Raw genomic sequence first — 3,202 nt, forward strand, 5'->3', positions numbered from 1 at the left:
TGGTCGAGGAGACCAGCCGGATCGTCCTCGAGAAGCCGATCGGCTCCGACCTCGCCTCCTCCCGCGTCGTGAACGACGCCGTGGGCCGGGTCTTCGAGGAGCGCCAGATCTTCCGGATCGACCACTACCTCGGCAAGGAGAGCGTGCAGAACCTGCTCGTCACGCGCTTCGCCAACGTCTTCCTCGAGCCGATCTGGAACTCCCGCTGGATCGACCACGTGCAGATCACCGTGTCCGAGAAGCTCGGCGTCGCCGGCCGCGGCGAGTACTACGACCGATCCGGCGCGCTGCGCGACATGGTGCAGAACCACCTGCTGCAGATGCTCTGCCTGGTCGCGATGGAGCCCCCGACGTACGTCGGCGGCGACCCCGTGCGCGACGAGAAGCTCAAGGTGCTGCGGGCCCTCGTCCCCCTGGCCGGCAGCGACGTGGACCGCAACACGGTGCGCGGCCAGTACACGACGTACGGCGAGGAGATCGGGCGGCCGAGCACCACCGAGACGTTCGTGGCCCTGCGCGCGGAGGTGCAGAACTGGCGGTGGGCGGGTGTCCCGTTCTACCTGCGCACCGGCAAGCGGCTGGCCCGCCAGGAGTCCACCATCGAGGTGGTCTTCAAGGAGCCGCCGCACACGATGTTCCCGCACAGCGAGGGCGTCGCCACCCCCAACCGGCTGACCATCCGGATGCAGCCCGACGAGGGCATGCAGCTGCATCTCACGGCCAAGCACCCCGGCCCGGGCGGCATCCGGCTGCACCCGGCCTCCCTCGACCTCAGCTACGCGGACGCGTTCGACGAGCGCAGCCCCGACGCCTACGAGCGCCTGCTCCTCGACGTGATGCGCGGCATCCCGACCCTGTTCATGCGCCGCGACGAGGTCGAGGCCGCGTGGGCGTGGGTCGAGCCGATCCTCGAGCAGTGGGAGCGCACGGCCGTCGAGCCGGTCCGCTACCACCCCGGAACCGACGGCCCGGCCGCGGCGGCACTGCTGCCGGCGCGCGACGGCCACACCTGGCAGGAGTGACATGAGCCCGACCCTCCACCCCGTCCTCGCCGACGTGACCCGCCGGCTGACCGAGCGCAGCGCCGCCACCCGCGCGGCCTACCTCGAGCGGGTCCGGGCGGCCGGCGTGCGCGGACCCGCACGCGGCCGCCTGGCCTGCGCCAACCTCGCCCACGGCTTCGCGGCCGCCGAGGGACCGGCCAAGACCGAGCTGGCGCGCGGCCAGAAGCCCAACCTCGCGATCGTCACCAGCTACAACGACATGCTCTCCGCGCACCAGCCGTACGGCGACTATCCGCCCGTCCTCAAGGACGCCGTGATCCGCGCCGGCGGCCTGGCCCAGGTCGCCGGCGGCGTACCCGCCATGTGCGACGGCATCACCCAGGGCCGCGACGGCATGGAGCTCTCGCTCTACAGCCGCGACGTGATCGCGATGTCGACCGCGATCGCGCTCTCGCACGACATGTTCGACGCCGCGCTGCTGCTCGGGGTCTGCGACAAGATCGTGCCCGGGCTGCTGATCGGCGCGCTCTCCTTCGGCCACCTGCCGGCCGTGTGGGTGCCGGCGGGACCGATGACCTCCGGCCTGCCCAACAAGGAGAAGGCCCGCGTCCGCCAGCTCTTCGCCGAGGGCAAGGCCGGGCGCGAGGAGCTCCTCGAGGCCGAGGCGGCGTCGTACCACTCGAAGGGGACGTGCACCTTCTACGGCACCGCCAACTCCAACCAGCTGATCATGGAGGTGATGGGCCTGCACCTGCCGGGCTCGTCCTTCGTGAACCCCGACAACCCGCTGCGCGACGCCCTCACCCGCGAGGCGGCCGCGGTCGCCGTGCGCCGCAGCGCGCAGTACGACGCCGCGCCGCCCCTGGGCGAGATGGTCGACGAGAAGGTCGTCCTCAACGCCTGCGTCGCCCTGCTCGCCAGCGGCGGCTCCACCAACCACACCCTGCACCTGGTCGCGATCGCCCGCGCTGCCGGCATCCTGCTCACCTGGGACGACCTCGCCGACCTGTCGGCCGTCGTACCGCTGCTGGCCCGGGTCTACCCCAACGGCGCCGCGGACGTGAACCACTTCCACGCCGCCGGCGGCATCGGCTTCCTCGTGCGCACCCTGCTCGACGCGGGCCTGCTGCACGAGGACGTCGAGACGATCGTCGGACCCGGCCTGCGCCGCTACACCGAGGAGCCGGTGCTCGTCGACGGCGAGCTGACCTGGCGTCCGGGCCCGTCCGCCAGCCTGGACCTCGACGTGCTCCGTCCGGCGACCGACCCGTTCTCGGCCGACGGCGGCGTCAAGGTGGTCCGTGGACCGCTCGGGACAGGGGTCGTGAAGACGTCCGCCGTCGCACCCGAGCACCGCCAGGTGTCCGCCCCGGCACGGGTCTTCGACGACCAACACGACTTCCTCGCCGCCTTCTCCGCCGGCGAGCTCGACGGCGTCGACCTGGTCGCCGTGATCCGCTACCAGGGCCCGGCGGCCAACGGCATGCCCGAGCTGCACAAGCTCACCCCGGCGCTCGGCGTGCTCCAGGACCGCGGCCAGAAGGTCGCGATCGTGACCGACGGCCGGATGTCCGGCGCGTCCGGCAAGGTCCCCGCCGCCATCCACGTCACCCCGGAGGCAGCCCTCGGGGGGCCGCTCTCCCGGGTCCGGGACGGCGACCTGATCACGCTGGACGCCGACGCGGGGACGCTGAGCATCGCGGCGGACCTCGCCGACCGTACGCCGACCGGCGCGGCCCCGTCCGGCGCCGCGTGGGCCGGGACGGGCCGTGAGCTCTTCGCCGCCTTCCGTGCCACCGTCGGGCCTGCCGACGAGGGCGCCTCGATCTTCCCGATGCCCACCACCGCCGCCGCCCTGGAGACTCCCCTTGTCCGCTCTTGACCTCGTCCCGGTCCTCCCGGTCGTCGTCGTCGACGATCTCGCCACCGCCGTCCCGATCGCCCGGGCCCTCGTCGACGGCGGCCTGCCCGCCATCGAGCTGACCCTGCGCACCCCGGTCGCCCTCGACGCCCTGCGCGCCATCGCGGACGAGGTGCCCGAGATCGCCCTCGGCGCCGGCACCATCACGACGCCGGCCCAGGCGCAGGCGGCGGTCGCGGCCGGCGCCACCTTCCTCGTGTCGCCCGGCTCCACGCCCTCCCTGCTCGCCGCGATGCAGGCGACCGGCGTGCCCTTCCTGCCCGGCACGTCGACCGTC

The 3,202-nt window shown here is 73.2% G+C and carries 3 protein-coding genes; all 3 read left to right on the forward strand.

Annotation, left to right across the window (positions count from 1 at the left end; genetic code table 11):
* Positions 1–1,022 (forward strand): glucose-6-phosphate dehydrogenase (gene zwf, locus FHP29_RS07820; protein WP_205013943.1); only part of this gene is annotated, 1,022 nt, incomplete at its 5' end.
* Between the two features lies 1 nt (position 1,023).
* Positions 1,024–2,886: a phosphogluconate dehydratase gene (edd, locus tag FHP29_RS07825; protein ID WP_139622317.1), complete on the forward strand. Its 1,863-nt coding sequence runs from the start codon at positions 1,024–1,026 to the stop codon at positions 2,884–2,886.
* A partial coding sequence (locus tag FHP29_RS22600) for a beta/alpha barrel domain-containing protein (protein WP_476703662.1) occupies positions 2,873–3,202 on the forward strand: 330 nt, incomplete at its 3' end. The genes edd and FHP29_RS22600, both read left to right, overlap by 14 nt.

Origin of the sequence: Nocardioides albidus (genome assembly GCF_006335005.1) — a bacterium.
GTDB classification, from domain to species: domain Bacteria; phylum Actinomycetota; class Actinomycetes; order Propionibacteriales; family Nocardioidaceae; genus Nocardioides; species Nocardioides albidus.